Source organism: Pedobacter sp. Leaf250 (assembly GCF_920984735.1).
Classification (GTDB): domain Bacteria; phylum Bacteroidota; class Bacteroidia; order Sphingobacteriales; family Sphingobacteriaceae; genus Pedobacter.
Genome location: NZ_CAKLBU010000008.1, coordinates 16348 through 42911, shown reverse-complemented (window position 1 = coordinate 42911; position 26564 = coordinate 16348). Strand labels below are relative to the sequence as shown.

Below are 26564 nucleotides of genomic sequence, written 5' to 3'. Positions count from 1 at the left end.
TTTTTTAAAGATATTAATATATCCCGTAGTCTGTGTCTTCACAGATCACTTTACTGTTTCATCATTTCTCTACCCTAAACCAATCATATTCTGCAACACCAGAATCATTAATTTGTGTATCCCGAATGGCAAACAAACCTACTTTTGCCCCAATCCACTGCCCGGCAGTTGCTTGAAATTCATCGCCAACATTGGTAAAGTTAATTCCATCTTCGCTATAACTAAAATGGCATTTTGCACCACTAGATACCTTTATTTTAAAATGAACAACTCCAGATTTTAACTTAACAATTTCCTTCTCATTTTCAGCTTTTCCTTTATCGGCACTTTGGCAAAGGCCATAAAACAAATACAAGCCATCCTTTTTATTTTTGATACTGACTTTGGCGTAACTTCTGCCCATTACCACTAATCCGGTTTGCTCATTCTCTAATTTAGGATTCGGCTTGAAATTTACTTTTGTACTAACCGAAAATTCATCAGCCGGAAATTTTTGCATTAATAAGTTAGGCACATCCCAAAGGTTTTTAGCTTCATCGGGTATTTTGGCTGTGTAAAGTTTTAAAATACCTTTGTTTGCATCAGTAAAGATCCAGGTAGGTTGTGGATTTGCTTGCCATTGCCATTGCAAACCCAATTGCCAGGAGTTAAATTCGTCACTTTCTATTGGCGTTTCAATTGGATAAACTTTACCTACGTTCGGTTTTTTATACGTCATAATCGGCTCTCCGATACCATCGCCATCTTTATCCAATCCGATAACAGGCCAGTTATTTATCCATTTCATCGGTTGCAAATGAACCACTCTGCCATAAGCATCTTTATCCTGAAAGTGGAGAAACCAATCTTCTCCAGTTTGTGTATTTACCCAAGCGCCCTGATGTGTGCCATTTACTGTTGATTTACCTTGATCCATAGCTACTTTTCTTTCATACGGGCCATAAATATTCTTACTTCTCAGTATCAATTGCCAGCCAGTAGAAACGCCTCCAGCTGGCGCAAATAAATAATAATATTCATTGCGCTTATATACTTTTGGTCCTTCAATGGTTGGGTCTAATTCATGTCCGTCATAAACAATTCTTCCAGTTTCGGTTGCTTTTAAACCATCTGTTGTAAGCGGCATAATGGCCAAAACACTTTTTATTCCGGCCCGGCTCCCAGCATAGGCATAAGCTAGATAAGCTTTTCCATCTTCATCCCAAAACGGACAAGGATCAATTAAACCTTTGCCTGGGGCAACTAATTTTGGCGCAGACCAATCGCCATTTATCGTTTTTGCTTTGGTTACATAAATTCCGAAATCGGGATCGGGATAATAAATGTAAAACTCACCATTTCGGTAGCGGATAGATGGTGCCCAAACACCGTTGCCATGTTGGGTTTTTTCGAAATGTTCAAATGGCGGCTGCCGTTTTAAAGCATGACCAATGATTTTCCAATTCACCAAATCTTTTGAATGCAAAATAGGTAAACCTGGAATGGCGTCGAAGCTAGAAGCAATCATATAAAAATCATCCCCAACCCGAATGGCGTCTGGATCAGAATAATCAGCATTGATCACTGGATTTTTAAAGGTTCCGTTTCCCTGATCGGCCACCCAAACTTTTGAAATATAATTTGGTTTTGGGGTTTGAGCCAAGCAACTTAGGCAAAAATTCAAAACGAGAATAAAAGAAAATGTGAATTTCATTTTTATATAATATTTGGTTGGAATGGCTTTCGTGTAATTGTGAGGTACGAAACAACCTCAATTTGCAGCTATAAAAAGCGATGGTTATCAGTTTGGTTCGTAATTCGCAATAACGATTGTTTAGCCTGTTAACAAGATTAAACCTTTTTTTACTTTATCACAAACCTTTACTGTGCAATCGTTCCCGATATCGTTTGCGATGATTATTGACTCATTTTCTGCTTTGCGGTGTGATATAATGTTTAAACTTGTTCATCATATATTTTAAAACGCGGCTACGTTTCAAAGTTTTATACTTTTACGTGGCCGATTTTAATTAAAGCCTAACCAAATCTGATGAAAGCAATTATTTTATTTTTAGTTACGATAGTTTCGGTTGCTGCAAATGCCCTTGAAACCAAACCTGATTTTACAGTGGCAGCAGATGGAACAGGAAATTTTAAAACCGTGCAGGAAGCTATTAATGCTGTGCCAGATTTTAGAAATAGGGTTACTTTAATTTTCATCAAAAAAGGGATTTATAAGGAAAAACTAATTCTTGCCGCCTCAAAAAAGAATGTTAAATTTATTGGAGAAAGCTTGAATGAAACCATTTTAACGTACGATGATTGGGCGCAAAAGAAAAATACCTTTGGCGAAGAAAAAGGAACATCAGGATCATCGAGTTTTTATATTTATGGCGAAGGCTTTTCTGCCGAGAACATTACTTTTGAAAATTCATCTGGCCCGGTAGGGCAAGCCGTAGCCGTTTGGGCAGGGGGCGATAAATCTACCTTCACAAATTGCAGATTTTTAGGCTTTCAGGATACGCTTTATACTTATGGAGCAAATAACCGCCAATATTACAAAAACTGTTATATTGAAGGAACGGTAGATTACATTTTCGGTGCCGCCACAGCCTGGTTTGAAAATTGCACCCTTTTTTGCAAAAAGCAGGGCTACATTACAGCTGCTTCAACAGCTGATACCACCAAATATGGTTACGTTTTTAACAATTGCATTGTTAAAGGTGATGCATTGGCAAATAGCTTTTACCTCGGTCGCCCATGGAGGCCTTATGCTAAAGTGGTTTTTTTGAATTGTGAATTGCCAGATTTAATCCGCCCGGAGGGCTGGAACAATTGGGGCAAAGAAAGCAACGAGCAAACCGCATATTATGCAGAGTACAAAAGCAAAGGCAGGGGTGCAAATCCTAAAAATAGAGTTCCATGGTCACATCAACTTACTGAAAACGACTATAAAAGTTACATTTTGGAAAACGTTTTCCGAGGTTGGAACCCGCAAGGGAAATAAGTTGGATAACTTACTGTTTAGCAACACATAACACACTCATTTTAATTTATTCTATGCTACTTTTTCCGGCAACGTTTGCATAGATTTCTCTTCGCTTTTAGCGCCAAACAACGTACACTTGTTATTACGATAACCAAGTATAATTTAACAGCACAAATAATGAAACATATTTCTGGTAGTTTATACCTTTCTAAAATAGCCCTCACTTGTATTTTTTTATTTTCAGTAAGCGCCGCAATGGCCCAACAGAAAACCAAAATGCCCGTTATTCAACAGGTAAATATTAAAGCTGATACCACAAGCATTGTAAGTTTTGGTGCAAAAGGCGATGGCGTTTCTTTAAATACAGAAAGCATTAATAAAGCCATAACGGCGGTTAGTCAGAAAGGTGGCGGTGTAGTTTTAATTCCGAGCGGATTATGGTTAACGGGTCCTATCGAATTAAAGAGCAACGTAAATTTACATTTGAGACGAGATGCACTGCTTCAATTTACAGATGATTTCAATCAATATAAATTAGTAGAAGGAAACTGGGAAGGTCAGCCAGCGTGGCGTAATCAAAGCCCAATTTCAGGTACCGATTTAGAAAATATTGCCATCACAGGTTCAGGCATTATCGACGGAAACGGTGGTGCATGGCGCATGGTTAAACGCGATAAGTTAACTGAAACCCAGTGGAAAAAATTAGTGGCTTCTGGAGGTTTGGTGAGTGAAGACGGCAAAATGTGGTATCCATCAGATAAAACTTTAAAAGGATCAAAAACCAAAAATGCAGGAGTGGTTGCGGCAGGGCAAAGCAAAGCTGACTTAGAAAGCATCAAAGATTTTCTTCGCCCGAATTTACTGGTGCTAACCAATTGCAAAAAAATCCTTTTAGAAGGCGTAACCTTTCAAAACTCTCCGGCTTGGAATTTACATCCATTACTTTGCGAAGATTTAACCTTAAGAAATTTACAAGTAAAAAATCCTTGGTTTGCGCAAAATGGCGATGGTGTTGATATTGAATCTTGCAAAAACGTACTAATCGAAGGCAGCACTTTTGATGTTGGCGATGATGGAATCTGCATTAAATCAGGAAGAGATGAAGCGGGCAGAAAACGTGGCAAACCGACTGAAAATGTAATCATCAGAAATAATGTGGTTTACCATGCTCACGGCGGTTTCGTTGTAGGCAGTGAAATGAGTGGCGGCGCCAAAAACATCTGGGTTTACGATTGCTCATTCATTGGAACCGATATTGGAATCCGTTTCAAAACTACACGCGGTCGTGGTGGTGTGGTTGAAGATATTTACATCAATAACATCAACATGATCGATATTCCGGGTGAAGCCATTTTATTCGACATGTATTATGCTGCCGTTGATCCGATTGTTTTGGCAGGAGAAAAACGAGAAGCAATTAAAACAGTTGTGGTTCCGGTTACGGAGGCAACACCGCAATTTAAAAATATCTATATCAAAGATGTGGTAGCAAACGGAGCTGAGAAAGCAATTTTTGTTAGAGGATTGCCTGAAATGAACATCAAGGACATCTACTTAGAAAACGTAACCATTCAAGCCAAAAAGGGCGTGGAGATTATTGAGGGAACCGGCATTTATTTAAAAAATGTAAACGTGATTACCGAGGATACTAACCCAGTTATTAAAATCCAGAACGGAAACAACATCAACTTCAGTGGTTTTAAATATAAAGACGGTGCGGCTTTACTTTTCGATATTAGCGGAGAAAAAACAAAGGGCGTTAAAGTTTCCGGAACAAACGTTTCTCAAGCTAAAAAACAATCAAATATCGGTACTGAAGTAGCTAAAAAAGCTTTGGAAATTTCAAAATAAGATCATGAAGAAATCACTTTTATACACCGCTCTTACATTATTGGGTTTTTCAACATTATCTCAAAATGTATGTGCCCAAAAGAAACTTTCTGAACAGTTAACATTAACTGCAATGGAAACTTTGTGGCAGGATACCACTGTGCTTAAAGGCCCTAAAGGACCAAGATGGTCGTACGATATGGGTGTGGTTTTAGAAGGTGCTGCAGCGGTTTGGCGCAACACTGGCGATGGAAAATATTTCAAATACATTCAAAGTTCAATGGATGCTTATTTGGATAAGGAAGGAAACATCGCTACCTATAAAGCGGAAGATTTTAATATCGATAACATAAAAAACGGCCGTGCTTTATTGTTGCTGTACAAAGTTACAGGTCAGCAAAAGTATTTATTAGCAGTTAACAAGTTATATAATCAGATTAAAACCCAACCGCGGACAAAAGAAGGTGGTTTTTGGCATAAGAAAATTTATCCTAACCAAATGTGGCTGGATGGATTATATATGGGCCAGCCTTTTTATGCAGAATATGCAAAGCTGATGAAAAAGGATGCTGATTTTGATGATATCGCCAATCAGTTTATCTGGATGGAAAAAAATGCCCGTGATGCAAAAACAGGTTTGCTTTACCACGGTTACGATGAGAGCAGGGAAGAAAAATGGGCTGATAAAAAGACAGGTCTTTCGCCAAATTTCTGGGGAAGAGCAATGGGCTGGTACATTATGGCTTTGGTTGATGTGTTGGATAACTTTCCAAAAGATCATCCAAAATATAAAGAGTTGCTAGCAATTTTAAATCGTACGGCAACGGCAACAGTTAAATATCAGGATGCAAAATCGGGTGTATGGTGGGATATTTTAGATATGCCAACCAGAAAAGGAAATTATCTGGAAAGTTCAGCCTCGAGCATGTTTGTTTATGGCTTGGCGAAAGGCGTTCGCAACGGCTGGTTACCACAATCATTTATGGCTGCCGCGAATAAAGGTTATACTGGCTTAAAGAAAGAATTTGTTGAAAAAGCGGGTAACGAACGTATTAACTTAACCAAAACGGTTTCAGTTTCTGGCTTGGGAGGAAAACCACGTTACCGCGATGGAAGCTTTGAGTATTATATTAGCGAGAAAGTAATTACAAACGATCCGAAAGGCATGGGCGCATTCATTTGTGCGGCTGCCGAGATGGAAGTTGCCGCTTTGCCAAAATCAGGAAAAGGCTTAACCGTTACCGTTGATAATTTTTTCAACAACGAATACATGACAGGCCCTTCGGGCGATAAAATCCCATTCCACTATTTATGGGAAGAAGATGATAATAATGGTTTCTCTTTATTTGGTAAGGTATTTAATGATGCTGGCGTAAAAACGGCTACTCTTAAATCTGCACCGACTACAGCAAACTTAAAAGGAAGCAACATCTACATTATTGTTGATCCGGATACACAAAAAGAAACGGCTAATCCGAATTTTATGAATGCTGACCACGCCAAACAAGTAGCCGAATGGGTTAAAGCTGGTGGTGTTTTAGTGCTTTTATTAAATGATGTGGGCAACTGTGAGATTACCAAATTCAACGCATTGCCAGAAATGTTCGGAATTAAATTTAATGAGGATAGCCGAAACAAAGTACAGGGTTCAAATTTCGAGCAGGGAGCTATTAAAATTCCTGCAGGGAATTCAATTTTCAAAACAGCGAAAAAGGTTTATATCAAAGAAATTTCAACCATTGTAGCTAAAAGCCCTGCGGTTTCTGCCTTAACGGATAACGGCGATGTAATTATCGCGACAGCAAAATATGGTAAGGGAACAGTGTTTGCCGTTGGCGATCCATGGTTTTATAATGAATATATCGATGGTAGAAAGTTGCCAGAAGACTTAGAAAATTATAAAGCAACGAATGATTTAGTGAACTGGCTGATTAAGCAGGTTCCGGGAAAGAAATAAGATTTGCCACGGAAGTGATAAAGAAATAATGTCATCCTGAGCTCGTCGAAGGAGTCTTCGACAGGCCCAGACTGACAATAGTTAAATTAAGTGGATAAGATTGGCAACAACAACCTAACAAACATGATAAGAATTAAAACATTACTCACCATTGCCTGCAGCAGCTTGCTGATTTCATGTTATGCCCAGCTGCCGACAGATTCTACCGCAGAAAAAATGTTGGTTTATCAGTTAGGAAACGGTGGATGGCCAAAGCAATTGGAAGACAAAAGTGTAGTAAACTACGACGCTAGCTTAACACCAGAATTGCTAGCCAAAATTAAATCAACCAAAGATTTACATGCCACTTTTGATAACAAGGCAACCAGTAGAGAAGTAGTTTATTTAGTAAAGGCCTATAAAAAAACGCAAAACAAAACTTATTTAAAAGCTGCAGAAAAAGGCCTGGATTATATTTTGACGGCGCAATATGCAAATGGTGGCTGGCCGCAATATTATCCTGATCAATCCTCGTACCGTTCGGAAATTACCTACAACGATGATGCGATGATCAATGTTTTAAATATCCTTCAAGATATTGCTACACAAAAAAATGATTTTGAAGTAGTTAGTCCGGAGTATGTTAAAAAAGCCGAGAAAGCAGTTGCGAAAGGTATCGATTGCATCTTGAAAACCCAGGTAAAGCAAAAAGGCGAATTAACCATTTGGGCAGCACAATATGATAAGGATTCGATGTTGCCTGCAAAAGCAAGAGCATTTGAACCTGCATCGTTAGCTACAGGAGAATCAGCTGGAATTGTCCGCTTTTTAATGGACATTAAAAATCCATCAGCAGATATAAAAAAATCTATCACCGCCGCAGTAAAATGGTTCGATACTTATAAAATAGCCGGCTACCGTTTCGATAGGGAAAAGGGAAAAACAGCAGCTTTGGTTGCAGATGGAACTAGCATGGCCTGGGCCCGTTTTTACGACCTGGAAAAAAACGTTCCAATTTTTGGCGATCGTGATAATAGCATCAAATCGAAACTGGAAGAGTTAAGTCCGGAAAGAAGAAATGGTTATGCCTGGTATGGTAACTGGGGACAAAAAATCATAGAAAAAGAATACCCAAAGTGGTTAGCCGCTAACAGTAAATAACATAAAGTATAACTCGTTGTTGCGAGGTACGAAGCAAACACTATTGAGAATAATTTGCTTCGTACCTCAATGACGGAAATCTTAAAAACATGCTTTTAAACAAAGAAAATTTAAAAAACATCAGCGGTGAAAAGGTGATTAAACCAACAGCTGAAATGTTGGAGTTACCAGAAAAGGTAATTCAGTTTGGTACTGGCGTTTTACTACGCGGTTTGCCCGATTATTTTATCGATAAAGCCAATCATCAGGGCATTTTCAACGGTAGAATTGTTGTAGTAAAAACTACCTCAAAAGCTGGAGTTGATGATTTTGCTGATCAGGATAATTTATATACGTTAAGTGTTAAAGGTATTGAAGATGGTGTTGAAGTAGAAGAAAACATGATCAATTCTTCAATCAGTCGTGTTTTATCTGCAACTTCAGAATGGGCAGAAATTTTAAAAACTGCACATCAGCCAGAACTTAAAGTGGTAATTTCTAATACCACAGAAGTTGGCATTGTTAAAAGCGAAGATAAAATCACCGACACGCCACCGCAATCTTTTCCAGGGAAATTACTTGCTTTCTTACACGAAAGATATAAAGCCTTTAATGGATCTGACGATAGCGGGATGGTAATTGTACCGACAGAATTAATTAGCGACAATGCCGATAAATTAAAAGAAATCGTTTTGGATTTGGCTGTTCAAAATAAATTAGGCTGGGACTTCGAAAACTGGTTAAGAACAGCAAACCATTTTTGCAAAACATTGGTAGATAGAATTGTTCCCGGAAGACTCCCGGAAGCATCACAAAAAGCACTTGAAAATGAGCTGGGTTATACCGATGGTTTAATGATCATGGCTGAACCATTCAGACTTTGGGCTATAGAATCTTCCAGCGAAAAGGTGAAAGAAATATTATCTTTCGCATCTGCTGATAAAGGAGTTTTCATTGTTCCATCTATCGATAAATTTAAAGAGCTAAAACTTCGCTTACTTAACGGCACACATACCATTAGCTGCGGTTTAGCAATTTTAGCTGGTTTCCATACCGTTAAAGAGGCTATGGCAGATAAAGAATTCTCTAATCATGTTTTAAAATTGATGAAAGAAGAAATTGTACCTGTAGTAGAAAGCGGCGACATTACAAAAGAGGAAGCCATTTCCTTTGCCGAAAGCGTAATCGATCGTTTCAGTAATCCATCATTAGCACACCAGTGGCATGCCATTACTTTGAACTATACGCAAAAGTTGCAGATGCGCAACATGCCATTAATTAGAAGATATTACGCACTTAAAAATGAAGTTCCGCAATTAACTGCGTTAGGCGTTGCAGCTTACATCATTTTCATGAATGTAACCAAAGATGGCGATCAATACATCTCACATGTAAATGGGAAAGCCTTCCCTGCTCAAGATGAATTTGCTGATGTGCTTTACAACTACTGGAAAAATCCTGAAACAGTTGTAGACAGCACTTTAGGCGATAGACGTTTGTGGGACAAAAATTTAAACAATTACCCAGGCTTTAATGCAGCGGTTAAATCGTACGTTGAATTATTACAAAATAAAGGTGCAAAGGAAACTTTAAGTAACTTGCATACAGAAAGAACAAATTAAAATGGTTACTAGAATTTTAAAAATCCATCCGAACGATAATGTGCTTGTTGCCCTTCAAAACCTGGCAAAAGGCGAAACTATTATTCACGATGGCCATGAATATACACTACAGGATGACATTACTGCCAAGCATAAGTTTTTTATGCAAGATATGAATGCCGGTGATCATATCATTATGTACGGTGTTTTGGTTGGGAAAGCACAACATTTTATCCTTAAAGGTGGATTAATGGATACTGAAAACACCAAACATGCTTCTGATCCTTATGAGTTTAGACCGTACCATTACGAGTGGCATGCGCCTGATGTATCAAAATTTGAAGGCAGAACTTTCAATGGATATATCCGTAACGATGGTAGAGTAGGAACAGCGAATTATTGGTTATTTATTCCAACTGTTTTTTGCGAAAACCGCAATTTAGACGTGATTCGTGAGGCTTTACACAATGAATTGGGTTATGCTGTAACCGATAAATATAAATCTTATGCCCATCAGTTGGTAGAGGCTTATAAAAACGGCGAAACTTTGGAAGAGGCTGATCCTAGTTCAATTGGATTGGCTAACCCGGCGGCAAACCGCGTTTTCAAAAATGTTGATGGCATTAAATTTCTAAACCATCAGGGTGGTTGTGGTGGCACCCGTCAGGATGCTGCTGTACTAAGCAAACTTTTAGCGGCTTATGCCGATCATCCAAATGTGGCTGGGGTTACCGTTTTAAGTTTAGGTTGCCAGAATTTACAGGTAAAGGATTTCGTTGATGATTTAAAACAGCGTTCTCCAAACTTCGATAAACCATTATTTATTTTCGAACAGCAACAATCGCAAAGCGAAGAACAATTGGTTAAAGAAGCGATTAGAAAAACCTTCATAGGTTTAACTGAAATCAATAAAATTGAGCGTGAACCTGCCCCGATAAGTAAATTGGTTTTAGGCGTAAAATGTGGTGGAAGCGATGGTTTTAGTGGCATCAGCGCAAACCCGGCAGTTGGTTACACTTCCGATTTATTGGTGGCTTTAGGCGGAACAGTTTTGTTAGCAGAGTTCCCTGAACTTTGTGGTGCTGAACAACAGTTAATCGACCGTACAAAAGATGAAACGGCGGCTCGTAAATTTATTCAATTGATGACGGCCTACAATCAGGCAGCAGAAAATGTTGGCTCTGGATTTTTCATGAATCCTTCGCCGGGAAATATCAAAGATGGTTTAATTACCGATGCCATCAAAAGTACCGGTGCAGCAAAAAAAGGCGGAACATCGCCAGTTGAAGACGTTTTAGACTACACTGAACCAGCTACAAAACCAGGATTAAACTTGGTTTGTACACCTGGCAACGATGTCGAAGCCACAACCGGTAAAGCTGCATCTGGTGCAACATTGATTTTATTTACCACTGGTTTAGGTACGCCGACTGGAAATCCGGTTTGCCCAACCATTAAAGTATCCACTAACAATGCTTTAACCAAACGCATGGGCGATATCATCGATATCAACTGCGGACCAGTGATTGAGGGTGAGAAAACCATCGAACAAATGGGCGAAGATATTTTGGAATATTGTATCAAAGCGGCAAGTGGCGAGGTGATTCCGAAAGCTGTTTTGCTTAATCAGGATGATTTTATTCCTTGGAAAAGAGGCGTAAGTCTTTAAAGTTCAAAGTCTCGAGCTCAGCGTTTAAAATTCAAACCGCCTATCATTGCGAGGCACGAAGCAATCTTAATTACTTAAATGAGATTGCTTCGTGCCTCGCAATCACGAGAATATAACTAAAACAAAAAATCCGTGGGCTGTATCCTCACAGATTACATTAAAAAATATGATATAAAAGACGGGCCATTTGAAACACTCAAATCTCCCTTCTAATGTCTCAAATCTCAAAAGAATGAAACCTTTTTTAGACGAAAACTTTCTTTTGCAAAATGAAACTGCTGAAAAGCTTTACCATGATTTTGCAAAATCTTTACCAATAATTGATTATCATAATCACTTGATTCCAGATCAAATTGCGAACGACAAGCAATTCGAAAACATCACTCAAGTTTGGTTAGCCGGCGACCACTACAAATGGAGAGCCATGCGGGCAAACGGTGTGGATGAAAAATACATCACTGGCGATGCTTCTGATTTTGAAAAATTCGAAAAATGGGCAGAAACTGTACCTTATACTTTGCGTAATCCATTATACCATTGGACACATTTAGAATTGCAAAGATATTTCGGCATTACCGATATTTTATCAGGCAAAACAGCTCGTAAAATTTACGATGAATGTTCTGCAAAGTTACAAACGCCAGAATATTCGGTTCGTGGCTTGTTGGCCAAAATGAATGTAGAGGCCGTTTGTACCACCGATGATCCTTTAGATAATTTAAACTTTCACCAGCAGTTGGCGGCAGAAGGTGTGGCATTAAAAATGTTGCCAGCTTTCCGTCCGGATAAGGCGATGAATAGTGATGATGTTGCTGGATTGAATGAGTACATCGATAAGCTGGAAGGCGTTGTCAGCACAAGCATCACCAATTTCCAAGATTACATTACTGCTTTAAAAAGCCGCCACGATTATTTTGCTGAAAACGGTTGTTCGGTTTCCGACCATGGTTTAGAGCAGATTTATGCTGAAGATTATACTGACGAAGAAATTTCTTCAATCTTTGATAAAATCCGTAGCAAAAACGATATCTCTTACGAGGAAAACCTGAAATTTAAATCAGCTATGCTGATCTATTTTGCAGAATGGGATCATGAAAAAGGCTGGGTTCAACAATATCACTTAGGCGCTTTGCGTAACAACAATGCCCGTATGCTACGTCAGTTAGGGCCTGATACAGGTTGGGATTCAATCGGTGATTTTAGTCAGGCCAGAATGCTTTCTAAATTTTTAAACCGTTTGGATAACCAGGATAAGCTTGCAAAAACGATTATCTACAATTTAAATCCGGCAGATAATGAATTAATTGCTACGATGATCGGAAATTTTAACGATGGTTCTGTTGCGGGTAAAGTTCAGTTTGGCTCGGCCTGGTGGTTTTTAGATCAGAAAGATGGCATGATCAAACAGTTAAATGCTTTATCAAATATGGGGCTTTTGAGCCGTTTGGTTGGCATGTTAACAGATTCTAGAAGTTTCTTGTCTTTCCCTCGCCATGAATATTTCCGTAGAATTGTGTGTAACCTTTTTGGTGAAGATGTAGAAAATGGCGAATTGCCAAATGATATCGAATGGGTGGGCAAGATAGTGCAGGATATTTCTTATTTTAACGCAAAAAATTACTTTAAATTTTAAATCAAAACCTCGGTCTGTGCCTCCACAAACCGAAACATTATTTAAATAAATAGTTTGTAAAAAAACACAGACCATTTACAAATAAGGCAAACCGATCAAACACAAAAATGAGTGACCAAATATCATCCTTAGCTAAAAAAGGAGAAAAAGTTTTAAGTTTTGGAGAAATCCTTTTACGCATTTGCCCTGATATGGATGGACAATGGCTAAAAGAAAACAAATTGCCTTTTTATGTTGGCGGTGCAGAATTGAATGTAGCAACTGCGCTTGCTTTATGGAATGTTCCTTCTGCGTATCTTTCGGCAATGCCCGATAACTCTGTTACCCGCGAGATTGAAGATTACTTAAAAGTTAGAAATATTGATACTTCGCCGATGGTTTTTCACGGCGATCGCTTAGGTTTATATTATCTTCCAAAAGGAAAAGATTTAAAAAATGCTGGTGTAATTTACGATCGGGCAAACTCATCGTATGCAGATTTGAAAGTTGGCCAGATTAATTGGGATGAGGTTTTTAATGGTGTAACTTGGTTTCATTTCAGCGCCATTTGTCCTGCCATCAATCAATCTATTGCTGATGTTTGCCTCGAAGCATTGAAAGCTGCAAGCGAAAGAAATATAATCATTTCACTAGACTTAAATTACAGGGCCAAACTTTGGAAATATGGTAAAGACCCTATCGATGTGTTACCAGAACTGGCAAAGTATTGCACTTTGATTATGGGTAATGTTTGGGCAGCCAATAAAATGCTTGGTACTGCCATTCACCAAGATTTGCTCCCTACAGAAGGTTATGCAAAGGAAACGTTACTGCAACAGGCAACTGATACATCCAAAGAAATATTAAGTTTGTTTCCTGCATGCAAAGCTGTAGCCAATACTTTCCGCTTCGATCACGGAAAGGGCATTAGATATTACACCGCGATTTACGCTGAAGATAAACTTACTGTATCTGAAGAATATGTTTCAGAAGAAATTTTAGATAAAGTAGGCAGTGGAGATTGTTTCATGGCAGGATTAATTTATGGATTTTACAACCATTTACCTGTTAAGGAAACCTTAAATTTTGCAACTGCAGCAGCCTACGATAAATTATACATTCCAAGCGATGCCACAACAAGCACTGTAACGGATATTGAAAAAAGAATAATAAGCCATGATTAGTAACAAACACAAAATTTTAGATGCCATTTTAGAACAAGGTATGTTGCCGCTATTCTATCAGGATAGTGAAGAGGGAAGTGTGGAAATATTGCGCACATTATACAATTCTGGTGTTCGTGTTTTTGAATACACCAATCGTGGTAAATCTGCTCTGCCAAACTTTAAAAAGCTTAAAGAAGTTCGTGATGCCGAAATGCCTGATCTTTATTTGGGAATCGGAACCATTAAAACCCCGGCAGATGCAAATGCTTTTATCGAAGCCGGAACCGACTTCATTGTAGCACCAATTGTAAATCCTGCGGTAGCGGAAATTGCCAATAAAATTGGAATGTTGTGGATTCCTGGCTGTATGACGCCAACAGAAATCAGCATTGCGCAAGAGCATAAAGCAATGTTAATTAAAATTTTTCCTGCTAATATTCTAGGTCCAGAGTTTATTTCATCAATTAAAGATCTTTTTGCTGGTCAGTTATTTATGCCAACAGGAGGCGTAGAAATTAATCTGGATAACCTTAAAACCTGGTTTAAAGCTGGCGTTTGCGCCGTTGGTATGGGCAGCAAATTAATTAGTAAGGATGTAATGGCAAAAGGCCTTTACGAGGAATTGGCCGATAAGACTAAATTAGCGCTTGATTTAATTAAGCAGAGTAAATAAACTTAATACACCTAACCAAAATGAACCAACCAAAAGTAGGTAAATACAGATGGACGATATGTTTACTCCTGTTTCTTGCCACCACGATAAATTATTTAGATAGACAGGTACTTTCGTTAACATGGACAGATTTTATCAAACCAGAATTTCACTGGGATAATAACGACTATGGTAACATCACTGCATTGTTTTCGATCTTCTATGCGGTATCGATGCTCTTTGCTGGTAGATTGGTTGATAAATTGGATACTAAAAAAGGCTTCCTTTGGGCTATAGGCGTTTGGTCTGTAGGTGCGTGTTTACATGCATTTTGCGGAATAGCAACAGCAGGAATTATTGAAGGAAATTGGTTTGTTGGGTTTGAAGGCGCTAAAGATGTAATTGCAAGAATCAACGATACTGGAATGGTAGTTTCAGTAAGTGTTACCTTATTCATCTTTGCCAGGTTTGTTTTAGCAGTTGGAGAGGCAGGTAATTTCCCGGCAGCAATTAAAGCCACGGCAGAATATTTTCCTAAAAAAGACAGGGCTTTTGCAACCAGTATTTTTAATGCCGGAGCAACTGTAGGTGCATTAGCCGCTCCAATTACCATTCCTTTTATTGCAAAAGCTTATGGCTGGGAAATGGCTTTTATCATTATCGGTGCCCTGGGTTTTGTTTGGATGGGCCTTTGGGTTTTTGTTTACAACAAACCAGAATTACATAAAAGAGTGAGCCCTGAAGAGTTGGCCTACATTCAACAAGATGTTATCGCTGATCGTAAATTGGCTGATTATGTTGAAGAAACTAAAGAAAAAGTATCGTTTATCGATTGTTTTAAATACAAACAAACCTGGGCTTTCGCTTTTGGCAAATTCATGACAGATGGTGTTTGGTGGTTCTTTTTATTCTGGACACCGGCTTACTTAAAATCTGTTTACGGAATGGATTCTACTCAAAGTGCTTTACCATTATTTGTTCTTTACATGATCACTTTGCTATCAATTATTGGCGGTTGGTTGCCGACTTATTTCGTAGAGAAGAAAGGAATGAACCCATATGAAGGTAGAATGAGAGCGATGTTAATATTTGCATTTTTCCCTTTATTAGCCTTAGCAGCACAACCATTAGGCCACATTACTTATTGGATTCCGGTAATTATCATCGGTATTGCAGGCGCAGCACACCAAGCATGGTCGGCAAATATTTTTTCTACCGTGGGCGATATGTTTCCTAAAAAAGCAATCGCAACCATCACAGGTATCGGTGGTATGGCTGGTGGTATTGGCTCATTCATTATCAATAAAGGCTCTGGTTTGTTATTTGATTACACTGGAAAGAACGAGATTGTATTTATGGGATTTAAAGGCGAAGAAGCTGGTTATTTCATTATCTTCTCGATTTGTGCAGTATGTTATTTAATAGGCTGGACTGTAATGAAAACTTTAGTGCCAAAGTATAAAGTAATTGAATTAGCATAAAATTTAGGCTGAAGATGTGGCGAATTAACTACCGCCAAATCTTCAGCCTTTAAAATAACATTAATCTATACTTAAACTATAGATTAACACAACCATAAACCCTAACAACCAAACCAAATTGAGCACACCTTTAAACCTCGAAAGCATTTTCGTTGAAGAAAGCCAGATTCCGGATGAATTTAGGCTGAAAGAAGAAATCAATCAGAAAGAATTTCTTTCCAACGGAGAAATGAAACCCTGGAACGGACCTTTTAATGAGGTTTTTTCACCAGTTTGTATTAAAACACCAACTGGTTACAAACGCAAACGAATTGGCAGTTTTCCTGTCTGTACCGAGAAAGAATCTACTGAAGCATTAGATGCAGCTGTAGCCGCCTATGATAATGGCCGCGGCCAATGGCCTACCATGAGCGTTGCCGATCGCATTACCTGCGTAGAAAATTTTACTCATAAAATGCTGGAGCAAAAAGAAATTGTGGCCAAGCTAATCATGTGGGAAATTGGTAAATCTTATGCAGATTCCATCAAAGAATTTGATCGCACGGTAGAATATATTTATGCCACGATTGATGCTTTAAAAGATATTGACAGGCAATCTTCGCGTTTTGAAATTGAGCAGGGAATTGTGGCGCAAGTTCGCCGCTCTCCACTTGGTGTAGTACTTTGTATGGGTCCTTTTAATTATCCCTTGAATGAGACTTTCACCACTTTGATTCCTGCTTTGATTATGGGCAATACGCTTTTATTCAAACCACCTAAACACGGTACGTTATTGCATTATCCATTGCTTGAGGCATTTCGTTCCAGTTTTCCAAAGGGCGTTGTAAATACAATATATGGCCGTGGAAATACCATAGTTCCGGGCTTGATGAAATCTGGCAAAATCAATGTACTGACGTTAATCGGTTCAAGTAAAGTAGCCAATGAATTGAAAAAACTGCATCCAAAGGTAAACCGCTTAAGAGCAATTTTAGGTTTGGATGCTAAAAATGCAGCAATCATCACGAAAGATGCTGATTTAGATTTAGCAGTTTCGGAAACGGTTTTAGGATCGCTATCTTTCAACGGTCAGCGTTGTACAGCATTGAAAATTGTTTATGTACACCGCAGCATAGCACAAGAGTTTTTAAAACGTCTATCTGCCGAAGTAGAAAAACTAAAATTTGGTATGCCTTGGGAAAAAGGCGTAAACCTGACCCCGCTTCCTGAATTAAATAAACCAGAATATTTGAAAGATTGTATTGATGATGCAATTGCTCATGGTGCAAAAGTGGTTAATAAAAACGGCGGACAAACCTTCGAAACTTTTGTTTATCCTGCTATTGTTTATCCCGTAAACAGCAACATGAAATTGTATCGCGAAGAGCAATTCGGCCCGATTGTTCCGGTGGTTCCATTTGATGATTTGGAAGAACCAATTGAATACTTGATTGGCTCGCCTCACGGACAGCAAGTGAGTATTTTTAGCAGCAATGCCAATGTTATATCTTCTTTAATTGATCCTTTGGTAAATCAGGTAAGTCGAGTAAATATCAACTGCCAATGCCAACGTGGACCAGATGTTTTCCCTTTTACAGGGCGTAAAGATAGTGCTGAGGGAACACTTTCTGTAGTAGATGCATTGCGTTCGTTTTCTATCCGTTCGTTGGTAGCCACCAAATTTACGGATGATAACAAGAAGCTATTGAATGAAATTGTGAATGGAAATGATTCGAATTTCTTAAGTACGAAGTATATTTTTTAGGAAATAACTTTATTAGTTAGCCGCAGATTCGCAGATTAAATTTTGAGAATTTGCGGCTATTTTGTTGGTATGTGTTAAATTTAAATCGGTCGTCTTTGCAAAATCTGCGGCCAAACCTTATTTTAACTTCTTCGCCAAACCTAACTTTTTTTCCTTAATCCCTTGCACCACTAAACCCGCAATTTCTTTTGCTCCATCAGGACTCAAATGCGTATCATCTTTTTTCCCTTGCGGATAATTAACATGTCCTGAATCAACATGAAGGAATAATTTAACCGAAGCCTGATCGCCCAGATTTTTTAACAAATTTTCAGTTTTAATGAGCATATCAATCAATGGAACATGTAGTGAGTCGGCCACTTGTCTCGTTACACCCGGATAGCCACCGTGTGAATCTACCAGCACTCCATTTTTAAAACTTCTTCTGGAGATTGGCGTAAGCAAAACTGGAATTGCTTTTTTACTTCTGGTTTCGTTCACATAATTAATCAAATTGATTTTGAAATCAACTAAAGAAACACCAACACTTGGCTTGTCGATTTTTTCATCATTATGCCCGAATTCTATAAAAACATAATCGCCTGCTTTTAAATTTTCAAGAATGGGTTGCCAGCGTTTTTCGGCACGAAATGATTTTGTACTTCTTCCATTTAATGCCCGGTTATCTACCTTCACTTCATCCTTAAAAAAGGATTGTAACTCCATTCCCCAACCTGTTTCAGGAAACTTATCTGCTGCTTTATTTGCCGCTGTAGAATCGCCAATTATATAAAGTGTGGTTTGCCTTTTCTGAAAAGTAAAAGCACTTAAAAGCACTAGAAAGCCAATAGCCAAAAAGCCGTAAAATTTCGATTTCACCATTATTTATTTGTTAGAGGATTCCACTTATCCGGTCCGTTTAAAATATTTTTCATTGTATATTGTTTAGCTTCCTTCGTTGATAATTGCTTGGTCCAGATTAACCTAGTTTTTGGTGATGCACCTAAACCAACACTTTTATATTCGGCATAAAAAGTGGTGTTTTCCTTATCAGGAAACATTTTGTCACCTTTCCAAGGGTTCCAACCTTCAGGGAGAATATGTTTGCCCAATTCACAATCAATAAAAACTGTTTTGGCATAAGGGCGCCATGGCCTACCGAGATAAACTTTTGAGACTTTCTCTTCAGCTGTGATTCTGCAGTTGAAGAACACAAAACCATAAGCCTGATTTTTTGAGGTTGAAGCAGCAGTAATGTAAGAGTCGCTTAGACTTTTTATCTCACAGTTTTGAAAAACAACGGTCGATTTTCCGAAAATAAAATCAGTTGTGCCCTCGATAAAACAATCAGAATAAAACTGACGGCTATTTTCCGTTGCAGCGTACAATGTATCTTGATTACCCGAAATATTGCAATTCTTAGCAATAAAACGATCGCCTTCTACATGTAAAGCTACAGCCTGCCCAACGCGACCTGCGGAATTAATAATAGTAAGATTCTCAATGGAAACATCATTTCCTTGTATCAAAACCGTATAAGATGTATAAGTTGACATTTTTGACAAGCCAAAATCATCCTTTCCTCTGGTGACCAGTTTGCCAGAATAATCATTGTTGGTAATAATGGTTTTGTCTTTGCTTTCGCCAATCAGTTTCATATTTGTTTTCCAAGATGGAATAATGAGCTTCTCCTTATAAATTCCATTTTTAATGTTGATGATTACCTGCTTTTCTCCTAAATCCCGGATGGAGTTTACCGCTTCCTGAATGGTTTTGTAGTTTCCGTTGCCATCTTGAGAAACCGTTATTTCTGACGGATATTTAGGATCCTGGGCAATGGCATCAGTGAACGTGAATACTAAAAGAAGAAATGATAAAAAATAAAATAACCTGGGCTGACTCATATTATAAATGTAAAACCTATTGATCAAATTTCTACAAAAAAAAGGCAGATAAATCTGCCCTTTGAAAAAATTAACGTAATTAGTTTCGCCATCTAGGATCGCCAACACCATTAGCTCTTAAATCTGTTTGGCTGATGGTAAAGTTACCTGCAGCTGCATTGGTAAATCCAGGATTTAAGGTTGTAAAAGTTCCGGTATCGTATTTTGCACCAGATGTTGCACTACCGGCCATGTAACTTGCCGCATTGAAATAATTGTTAGCAGTAAAGTTAGCAGGCACAATAATAGTAGAAGCCTGATTGGTTAAAATACCTCCTGAATTGGCAATAATATTTTTTGAAGAATAAATTTCATGCTTGGCTAAACGTACATAAAAAAGTCTGTTTGCTGCACCATTGCATATTCCATTTAATGTATTTGTGGCCGCTGTAATTATAGATGTAAATGCCGGGAAATTAGTAGACCCTGCCGGATCCATTCTGAAAAAATCTCTGGCAATTACAGAATTGTAAACTGTATTATTAGAGAAGTTTAATGTTTTGGCCAGGCCAGTTCTAAAGTCAATAAAATCACCACCGTTACATTCTATGTTGCTAAATAAATTACCCTTAATGGTTACAGATTCTATTAGTGCCTTAACATTCACATAAATAAACCCTTTTACGTAGTTTTTGATATTCGAATTCTCTATCGAAAGGTTTCCGTAAGCTGCATCTGATGCATCGGTATATACAATGGTTTGGTTTCCATCCAATGCACCTGTTCCATCGATATCTAAATCTTTCAGGGATAAACCTGCATTGGCTTTCATTCTAAATACCACACCTTTAATAATGGGTTTATCTGATGGTTTGGCACCTTTGATTGAAATTGTTTTAGATACCAAAACATCGGCATTGATTGTATAAGTTCCTGGGAAAAGTGCAAAAACATCTCCTGCATTGGCATTGGCAATCAATGTAGCCAAATTATCAGCAGGCGTTACAGCTATTGCACCACCTAAATCAAGTGGAGTAGTAAAAGTAATTGTTCCGCGTACTTTTGCTCCGTTTAATAATTTCGCAGTATACAATGTTTCGCCTGTTAAGCCTGTAATTACGGCTTCACCTGCAGCAACTTCGGAAGCTGTAATGGTACGGGTAATATTGCCCGGTGTTAAGGTAATAGTGCTTGCCGCTTGGCCAGCAGGCCAGTTAAGTGCTACGGAAGTTGCCGTTAATTTTGCGGTATTAACCGCCTGAAAAATTTGTTCAGGATCAGTTTTAGCTGTAGCAGTAACATATTTTGAATCCGTTACACCTTCGCCAATTGCCTTTACCCTGATGGCATATTGAGTATCACCCGCCAAACCCGTAACAGTATAAGGTACTTGCAAAAATGTAATGTCGTTTATTGTTCTAACAGGAGCTCCTGAAAAATCTGCTGTTTCAAAAACCTCAATTGTATACGTTTTTGCATTATTAACTGCTTTCCAGGTTAATCTAACACCTGTTTTATCAACAATTGTAGCGGTTAAACCCGTTGGAGAAAATGCCCTGTCTACTTGTAATTTGGTAATTTCCTCTGTTACATTGTCCTTACATCCTGATAAACCCATTGCGGTTAACAGACAGAAAACGATGATATATAATTTATTTCTATTCATAACCCAATTCATTATAAGTTTAAATTCTTATTGTTTAACAATCCGTTAGATGAGTCTAAGAAAACTTGCCATATTGGCCAAAACTGCTGCGCATTCGGATCTTTTACAGCCAATGCATCCCAGTAAGTAGTTGCATCACCTGTTGCTGCTAAAGACCATGCTTTGTTTGAAGTATATCCCAAAGCCACGCCTTGTGCATCGGTATCGCCGAAGTTTAAACCGTAAATTTCTATCGTTTCGCCATTGGCCAATGTTTTATAATAAATTTTAAGTGGAAGTGATGCATATTTACCCTGTCTGGCTTCTAATTGTTGAAGTTTAGTTTTAGCTTCAGCAATCTTAGTATTCAATAAGTTCCAGCGGATTAAATCTCCCTTTCTTAACATCTCACCAGTAAATTCTAAAGCCCTTTCATTCACAATTGCATCGAAAAATGTTTGTTTAGATGCAGTTGACGTAGCCATAAAAGCCGTTACTTTAGCCGCATTACCCGGGAAAGCACGATCACGAATCATTTTTAAATATGGTGCTGCTGCTGCTGGTCCATCTAATTCGTTAATAGCTTCTGCTGCCATTAAAACCACATCTGCATAACGCATATACATCCAGTTTAAACCATCATCATTGGTTGATGTAACCCTTCTTTTCATCCATTCGTAACGGTATTTACCAAAATATAAACGACCTAAACTTGATGGCACCTGATAGCCACCTGTATCGCCTGTTCCACCATCCCATTCGTAAGGAACAACCGTAACATCTCTTCTTACATCACCCGTTTCATATTCATAAAGCATAATTGGATTTGGCCCATTCGTACCACCTTTATTCTGACCAGTATATTTATCAGTTTTTAAGTGTTTCACACCTAAATCAAAAATAACACGACCTCTACCTTCACTAAAAGGAATTTCCCAGATCGACTCCAATCCGGCGGCACCTGCTTCTTCATTCAGTTTTCTAAAAACTTCTTCAAAGCCTAATAAGCGAAGCTTACCGCTGTTGATGATATCGACACATTCTTTTTTTGCAATGGCGAACATTTTATCTTTCGATAAATCTGCATCAGTACTTAAACGAACTGTTCCATCCAAACGCTGCGCATAACCTCCGGCAGCTAATGCTAAACGAGCCCTTAAGCCTTTGGCAAATGCTTTGCTTACACGCTCCACTTTTGCAGTGGTGGCGTTATCATTTGGCCAGGGTAAATAACCCGCAGCTTCATCTAAATCTTTCAAAAGCTGTTTGTAAATAATGTCCCTGTCATTTCTGGCCAGGTAAGTTGTTGCAGTAGTAATCGGTTCAAAACGAGCCGGAACATCACCCCAACCCTTAATCAAATCATTATACAAAACCGCACGAAGTGTTAAAATTTCGCCAAGAATTTGAGCCATTTGTGGGCTACTTGAAATATTTCCATAAGTTCTAATCCCTCTAATAGCCAAATTAGCACGTTCAATCCCTTCGTAAAATTTTGCCCAGGCATTGTTATCAGTATTCATCTGCCCATTATTCACGTTGGTGTTGTAATTCGATAATCTCGATTTATCATCAGCAGTTGCCTTCAAAGCATTGTTAACCTCTGTATCGTTGTTAATGCCATAGAATACCAAGAAACGACCACGGTAAGAGTTTGTTTCGCCAAATGATTGAATAATTCCTGCTACTGCCCCTTCTGCCAAACCTGGTGTAGAAAAGATAACCGATTCATCCAACGAAGATTTGGTTGGTGCTTCTAATGCCTTTTTACAGCTATTTAATGTTGTAATTCCTGCAATGATGAACAGGGTGTATATAATCTTTTTCATATTCTTAAAATTAAAACTCCGCCTAAAAATTAACATTTAAACCAAACACAAACGACTGACTTTTTGGATAAGCAGAATAATCTACCCCTGGAGTAAGGTTTGTTCTACGACGTGTAGAAACTTCAGGATCGAAACCAGTATAGTTTGTAAGTAACCAAAGGTTATAAGCAGATGCGTAAACCCTTAATTTCTTCATTTTCAATTTTTCAGAGATTTTTGATGGTAAAGTATAACCCAATGTTAAGGTTGATAAACGCAAGAAAGATCCATCTTCAACAGCCCAATCGCTTAAAACAAAAGTTTTCATAAATGGTGACCATAAAGTAGTGTTAGCATTCATAGCTGTTAATTCAGCTGGGTCGTTACTAATCGTTCCATCCGGGCGAAGATTATTCCAACGGCTACCGCTTTCCATAATAGAAATCATGTTTCTAGAACTGTACTTACTGGTTGAAGTGTATTCGATTTTATTGGCGTTATAAATGTCATTTCCATAGCTCCAGTTGAAATAGGCACCGATATCGAAGCCATAAATTCTAGAATTAACAGAAAAACCACCAGTGTTTAAAGGATTTGCATTTCCGATAACCGTTCTGTCTGATAAGTCAATTTTACCATCACCTGAAAGATCCTGGATTTTCATTGAGCCCGGACGAAGTGCGCCAATAAAAGCAGTGGCATCAACAACACCAGGTTTTAATGTCCAGGTTCCGGTTGTGGCATTATAGCCAGAGAAATCAGAAACTTCGTATCTGCCTGCATTTCTATAGCCATAAATTCTACCAACTGATGATCCTTCTTCCACTAAATAATCTACGTTAATTTCTGTGGATGCCCAATTAGATGTACCATTGATGTTTTTAATCGCACCTAATGAAATGATTTTATTTCTATTGAAGTTGATATTGGCACTAAAGCTTAAATCAAAATTTGTTTTTTTAATGGCGTTCCAGTTCAATGAAAACTCAAGTCCTTTGTTTTGCGTTTCGCCAATGTTACGGTACTGAAAATCATATCCTGTCCCTGCTACCGGAAACTGCAATAATAAATCTTTAGTGCGATTCAAATAGGCATCGATGGTACCTGTTAACTTATAATCGAACAATGAAAAGTCCAATCCTATATTTTTGGTAACTGTAGTTTCCCATTTCAAATCAGGATTAGCCATCGTTTTTGATGCAGCCCAGTAATTGTTGAAACCATTTACCCAGGTGGTAACCGAGTTCTGGAAAGTTTGGTTCATTTGGCCTGGAGGAATATTATTGTTACCAGCAGTACCGTAACTCGCTCTTAGTTTTAAATCAGTTAACCATGATTTTGTTCCTTTCATAAATTCCTCTTGCGAAATTCTCCAAGCTCCGGAAACTGATGGAAAATAACCCCACTGATTTTCGGGAGAAAATTTAGAGGAACCATCAGCCCTGAAAGTAGCACTTAACAAATATTTACCCTGATAATCATAATTGGCTCTTCCAAAGAACGACAGTAACTTATCATCCGGAGAAAAGTTGTTATCAATGGCATTGGCCTTACCTTGAGTAGTTAATACCCTTGCATCTTGAAAACCAAAAGATTTTGGAAAACCATGAATAACATTGGTTAAAATGCCCAATTCTGTTTTGATAAACTCTTGACCTAACAAAACATTCAGATTGTGATTTTTACCTAAAACCTTACTAAAATTATAGTTTAATGTATTGGTATTTCTAATGCTGTTTCTGTTGGTATTGGTTAAAATTAACGCCGGTAGGTTTTGATTTTCTGCCGAAGGCACATTTCTTACATAATAAGTGGTGGTTCCGTAAAAACGATCCATGTCATTTCTAAAACCATCGTATCCTACTTCAGAACGTAATCTTAAATTCTCAATAATATCATAGCTTATTGCACCATTGATGTTATAGGTTTTACGATGAACATATTGATCATTATCTGAAATGGATATTAAAGGATTGTAAAGGTTAAATTCATCATCTGTTTCAGTTGTAGTGGTTAATCCAGGAACCGGAAACGATGGATAAAGCATTGCATTTTTCAGTCGTGAATCGGCAGATGAAACTTCATTTTGCTCGTTGGCACCACCACCTTTTGTTTTGGTATCGGCATACCTCAAACCAAAATCCAGCGTAAGGCCTTTGTATAATTTATGGTTTAATTTAAAGTTGATGTTTTGTCTTTCGAATTCTGAAAGTTGCATAATCGCTTTATCTTTCACAAAACTATGGCTTAGGCTATACTTTGTTTTTTCGCCACCTCCGCTAATGTTCAGGTTTTGATTAAAAGTAGTTCCGGTGCGACCAAAAATAATATCCTGCCAATCATTTGCAGGCACATTTCTATACAAATCAATATCCTGGTAATTACCAAAATACTGTGTATAATCATTTGGCGTTTTATCTAAAAGCGCTCTCTCGTATTGCCATGTAACATAATCAATTGGCGTTAAAACATCCAACTTATTGGCCAGTTGTTTAATACCCGTAAATACATTGTAGCTTACAGATGTTTTTCCATCCTTACTATTTTTTGTGGTAACCAAAATTACTCCGTTTGCACCTCTTGATCCATAGATTGCTGTAGATGAAGCATCTTTCAACACATCAATGGTTTCGATATCTTGTGGCGCAATATCAGCAATTGAAGCTACAGGAAAACCATCAACAATGTAAAGTGGAGAGTTATCACCAGTGATGGAACCTCCACCACGAACACGTACTACTAAATCTGCATCGGGCGAACCTTCTGTAGAGGCGATATTAATACCTGCCACACGACCTTGAATAGCTTCTAGCGCTGATGAAACAGGAGCTGCTGCAATTACGTCTGCTCCAACGGAAGAAACTGCCCCTGTTAAATCTTTCTTGCGAACCACACCATAACCAATGTTAACAGTAACCTCTTGTAGGGTATTGGCATCTTCCTCTAGTGTAATATCCAATTTGCTTTGCTCGGCAAGTGTGATGGTTCGGGTTTTGTATCCAATGTAAGTAAACGTAAGCACCCCACCTTTTTGAGGTACGGTAACTTTAAATACGCCATTTGCATCGGTACTGCCGCCAGTTTTCGAATCTTTTACGGTTACACTAACGCCCACTAAAGGTTGCCCATCAGCCTTATCTTTAACGGTTCCTGTAAATTGCTTGGTTTGGCCATGCGCTACAGAAAATCCAAAAAAAGATAGAAATGATAAAACGAGTAAAACTCTGTTCATAATTATGTATTTAATTGAAAAATTTGGTTTCTATTAAGACTGATGCAATCGCTTGCACGTAGAATATAATTCTCTATCGAAGTATGATTGTTTGTTAATATTTGGTTAGATTGATGTAACAATTTTACAAACTTAAAATCGATTGAAACCAGATTTAACTAAAAAAGTGTGCAAACGTTCCCAAAAACGTCGTTTTAACGCTTATTAATATGGCTTTG

At 38.2% G+C, this 26564-nt stretch carries 17 protein-coding genes; 11 read left to right on the top strand and 6 right to left on the bottom strand.

Translation table 11 applies throughout. The features are described from left to right. Positions 1-61 precede the first annotated feature (61 nt). Positions 62-1693 carry a glycoside hydrolase 43 family protein gene (locus tag LUA91_RS08665; RefSeq protein WP_231425657.1) on the bottom strand — a complete coding sequence of 544 codons (1632 nt, stop codon included), beginning with the start codon at positions 1691-1693 and terminating at the stop codon, positions 62-64. 336 nt (positions 1694-2029) lie between these two features. Between LUA91_RS08665 and LUA91_RS08660 the strand changes: the two genes are divergently transcribed. The 11 genes from LUA91_RS08660 to LUA91_RS08610 all read left to right on the top strand — a co-directional run bounded on the left by LUA91_RS08660 (position 2030) and on the right by LUA91_RS08610 (position 17799). Beyond that, on the top strand, positions 2030-2986 hold the full coding sequence (locus LUA91_RS08660; protein ID WP_231425656.1) for a pectinesterase family protein: 957 nt from the start codon (positions 2030-2032) through the stop codon (positions 2984-2986). A 159-nt stretch (positions 2987-3145) separates the two neighbouring features. Next, a complete protein-coding gene (locus LUA91_RS08655; RefSeq protein WP_231425655.1) occupies positions 3146-4819 on the top strand; it encodes a glycoside hydrolase family 28 protein in 1674 nt (557 codons plus the stop codon). 4 nt (positions 4820-4823) lie between these two features. Continuing rightward, the gene (locus LUA91_RS08650; RefSeq protein ID WP_231425654.1) at positions 4824-6755 is read left to right on the top strand and encodes a glycoside hydrolase family 88 protein; all 1932 of its coding nucleotides are present in this window, start codon (positions 4824-4826) and stop codon (positions 6753-6755) included. 123 nt (positions 6756-6878) lie between these two features. After that, positions 6879-7895, top strand: a complete 1017-nt coding sequence (gene pelA, locus LUA91_RS08645) for a pectate lyase (RefSeq protein WP_231425653.1) — start codon at positions 6879-6881, stop codon at positions 7893-7895. Positions 7896-7984: 89 nt separating this feature from the next. After that, a complete protein-coding gene (locus LUA91_RS08640; RefSeq protein WP_231425652.1) occupies positions 7985-9496 on the top strand; it encodes a tagaturonate reductase in 1512 nt (503 codons plus the stop codon). A gap of 1 nt (position 9497) precedes the next feature. Further along, positions 9498-11144 (top strand): UxaA family hydrolase, encoded by a 1647-nt coding sequence (locus LUA91_RS08635; protein WP_231425651.1) that lies wholly within the window; start codon positions 9498-9500, stop codon positions 11142-11144. 232 nt (positions 11145-11376) lie between these two features. Further along, positions 11377-12777, top strand: coding sequence for a glucuronate isomerase (uxaC, locus tag LUA91_RS08630; protein ID WP_231425650.1), 1401 nt, complete (start codon positions 11377-11379; stop codon positions 12775-12777). A 107-nt stretch (positions 12778-12884) separates the two neighbouring features. Continuing rightward, positions 12885-13940 carry a sugar kinase gene (locus LUA91_RS08625; protein ID WP_231425649.1) on the top strand — a complete coding sequence of 352 codons (1056 nt, stop codon included), beginning with the start codon at positions 12885-12887 and terminating at the stop codon, positions 13938-13940. Further along, positions 13933-14595: a bifunctional 4-hydroxy-2-oxoglutarate aldolase/2-dehydro-3-deoxy-phosphogluconate aldolase gene (locus LUA91_RS08620; RefSeq protein ID WP_231425648.1), complete on the top strand. Its 663-nt coding sequence runs from the start codon at positions 13933-13935 to the stop codon at positions 14593-14595. Before LUA91_RS08625 ends, LUA91_RS08620 begins: the two co-directional genes overlap by 8 nt. 20 nt (positions 14596-14615) lie before the next feature. Continuing rightward, positions 14616-16055 (top strand): MFS transporter, encoded by a 1440-nt coding sequence (locus LUA91_RS08615; protein ID WP_231425647.1) that lies wholly within the window; start codon positions 14616-14618, stop codon positions 16053-16055. Between the two features lie 118 nt (positions 16056-16173). Continuing rightward, the gene (locus LUA91_RS08610; RefSeq protein WP_231425646.1) at positions 16174-17799 is read left to right on the top strand and encodes an NADP-dependent glyceraldehyde-3-phosphate dehydrogenase; all 1626 of its coding nucleotides are present in this window, start codon (positions 16174-16176) and stop codon (positions 17797-17799) included. Positions 17800-17916: 117 nt separating this feature from the next. Here LUA91_RS08610 and LUA91_RS08605 read toward each other — a convergent pair whose 3' ends face one another. From LUA91_RS08605 to LUA91_RS08585, 5 genes are all read right to left on the bottom strand, one after another. Beyond that, positions 17917-18660 carry a rhamnogalacturonan acetylesterase gene (locus LUA91_RS08605; RefSeq protein ID WP_231425645.1) on the bottom strand — a complete coding sequence of 248 codons (744 nt, stop codon included), beginning with the start codon at positions 18658-18660 and terminating at the stop codon, positions 17917-17919. Further along, positions 18660-19682: a pectinesterase family protein gene (locus tag LUA91_RS08600; protein ID WP_231425644.1), complete on the bottom strand. Its 1023-nt coding sequence runs from the start codon at positions 19680-19682 to the stop codon at positions 18660-18662. The genes LUA91_RS08605 and LUA91_RS08600 overlap by 1 nt, the downstream gene beginning before the upstream one ends. 79 nt (positions 19683-19761) lie before the next feature. After that, entirely contained in the window at positions 19762-21327 is a 1566-nt protein-coding gene (locus LUA91_RS08595; RefSeq protein ID WP_231425643.1) for a DUF4957 domain-containing protein, read from the bottom strand. 11 nt (positions 21328-21338) lie between these two features. Continuing rightward, positions 21339-23135, bottom strand: a complete 1797-nt coding sequence (locus LUA91_RS08590; protein ID WP_231425642.1) for a RagB/SusD family nutrient uptake outer membrane protein — start codon at positions 23133-23135, stop codon at positions 21339-21341. Positions 23136-23157: 22 nt separating this feature from the next. After that, positions 23158-26346 carry a TonB-dependent receptor gene (locus tag LUA91_RS08585; RefSeq protein WP_231425641.1) on the bottom strand — a complete coding sequence of 1063 codons (3189 nt, stop codon included), beginning with the start codon at positions 26344-26346 and terminating at the stop codon, positions 23158-23160. Between the last annotated feature and the right edge of the window lie 218 nt (positions 26347-26564).

Excerpts from the sequence above, each read along its gene's own strand:
- pelA (WP_231425653.1), top strand. The coding sequence starts at position 6,879 with ATGATAAGAATTAAAACATTACTCACCATTGCCTGCAGCAGCTTGCTG.
- LUA91_RS08650 (WP_231425654.1), top strand. The coding sequence starts at position 4,824 with ATGAAGAAATCACTTTTATACACCGCTCTTACATTATTGGGTTTTTCA.
- LUA91_RS08595 (WP_231425643.1), bottom strand. The coding sequence starts at position 21,327 with ATGAATAGAAATAAATTATATATCATCGTTTTCTGTCTGTTAACCGCA.
- LUA91_RS08660 (WP_231425656.1), top strand. The coding sequence starts at position 2,030 with ATGAAAGCAATTATTTTATTTTTAGTTACGATAGTTTCGGTTGCTGCA.
- LUA91_RS08625 (WP_231425649.1), top strand. The coding sequence starts at position 12,885 with ATGAGTGACCAAATATCATCCTTAGCTAAAAAAGGAGAAAAAGTTTTA.
- LUA91_RS08655 (WP_231425655.1), top strand. The coding sequence starts at position 3,146 with ATGAAACATATTTCTGGTAGTTTATACCTTTCTAAAATAGCCCTCACT.
- LUA91_RS08605 (WP_231425645.1), bottom strand. The coding sequence starts at position 18,660 with ATGGTGAAATCGAAATTTTACGGCTTTTTGGCTATTGGCTTTCTAGTG.
- LUA91_RS08615 (WP_231425647.1), top strand. The coding sequence starts at position 14,616 with ATGAACCAACCAAAAGTAGGTAAATACAGATGGACGATATGTTTACTC.
- LUA91_RS08620 (WP_231425648.1), top strand. The coding sequence starts at position 13,933 with ATGATTAGTAACAAACACAAAATTTTAGATGCCATTTTAGAACAAGGT.
- LUA91_RS08585 (WP_231425641.1), bottom strand. The coding sequence starts at position 26,346 with ATGAACAGAGTTTTACTCGTTTTATCATTTCTATCTTTTTTTGGATTT.
- LUA91_RS08590 (WP_231425642.1), bottom strand. The coding sequence starts at position 23,135 with ATGAAAAAGATTATATACACCCTGTTCATCATTGCAGGAATTACAACA.
- LUA91_RS08640 (WP_231425652.1), top strand. The coding sequence starts at position 7,985 with ATGCTTTTAAACAAAGAAAATTTAAAAAACATCAGCGGTGAAAAGGTG.
- uxaC (WP_231425650.1), top strand. The coding sequence starts at position 11,377 with ATGAAACCTTTTTTAGACGAAAACTTTCTTTTGCAAAATGAAACTGCT.
- LUA91_RS08635 (WP_231425651.1), top strand. The coding sequence starts at position 9,498 with ATGGTTACTAGAATTTTAAAAATCCATCCGAACGATAATGTGCTTGTT.
- LUA91_RS08600 (WP_231425644.1), bottom strand. The coding sequence starts at position 19,682 with ATGAGTCAGCCCAGGTTATTTTATTTTTTATCATTTCTTCTTTTAGTA.
- LUA91_RS08665 (WP_231425657.1), bottom strand. The coding sequence starts at position 1,693 with ATGAAATTCACATTTTCTTTTATTCTCGTTTTGAATTTTTGCCTAAGT.